At 50.3% G+C, this 881-nt stretch carries 1 protein-coding gene; it reads left to right on the top strand.

Translation table 11 applies throughout. The features are described from left to right. The first annotated feature begins 567 nt into the window (after positions 1 to 567). A complete protein-coding gene (locus tag KHU33_RS26135; RefSeq protein WP_211468473.1) occupies positions 568 to 846 on the top strand; it encodes a hypothetical protein in 279 nt (92 codons plus the stop codon). The last annotated feature ends 35 nt before the right edge of the window (positions 847 to 881 follow it).

An 881-nucleotide genomic window follows, 5' to 3' on the forward strand; every position in this document is an offset into this window, starting at 1 on the left:
GCCGTGCAGCCAAACCATATGGGTGACTGAATAGACCGAAAAATAGCTGCATTCACACATTTCTTTCTGGCATAGAGTCTGCGTTCGCTTCGTTTGTATATCGTGATACCGCCCATGGATGGCTAACGGGACTACTGCAGGTCGCCTCGGAATGCGATATGCATTTCATTCGCATCAGGACCGCGGAGATAAGCACCATAGTAGGCAATTCCGTAGCAGTGCCGTGGTCCTAGCAATCCTTTGTCGCATTCCGCCGGCGGCGACACCGTCAGCGCAGGCGTCATCAACAGCTTCTTCATCTGGCGCAGAAAACGCGGCCATGCTGCCATTGCCGACGCTCGCTGGGTTTTGTCGAAAGAGCATATAGACCTAGAACCTCGACATTGCGCCGCTTACCCAGTGATCGGATTGACAAGCACCACCTGACACTTTCACCAGTATTTTTTCTTTGCACATGCAGCTAGCATTGGTTTCTCTTAGGCAAATGTTGGCATTTTTGTAGCCTGTAACTGGAAGGCCGCGACAGCTATGGGTATCCGACTATGCGGTCATCGCAAGGGGAATAGCATGACAACAGAACTGGCTGGTGGTTGGACTCCGTTTGACTATGAAATAACCGCTGCAGCGAGGGCGGTATTCAAAGAAGCGACGGAGGATATTATTGGCGTGACTTACACGCCATCGGCTTTTGCAACGCAAGTTGTGGCAGGCACGAATTATTGTTTCTTGTGCACCGGTAAAGTTTCCCATCCGGTTGTTTCTCCTTACCCGGTTCTGGTTTCTATTTTCAAGCCGCTGTCTGGCAAAGCCCACGTCAGCGAAATTACAAGAATCAAGCCTCTATAAAAGCTTAGTCATAGAGAACCCAAAAAGGGACGTCT

Source organism: Collimonas silvisoli, assembly GCF_018305005.1.
In the GTDB taxonomy this organism is placed as follows: Bacteria; Pseudomonadota; Gammaproteobacteria; order Burkholderiales; family Burkholderiaceae_D; genus Collimonas; species Collimonas silvisoli.

Excerpts from the sequence above, each read along its gene's own strand:
- KHU33_RS26135 (WP_211468473.1), top strand. The coding sequence starts at position 568 with ATGACAACAGAACTGGCTGGTGGTTGGACTCCGTTTGACTATGAAATA.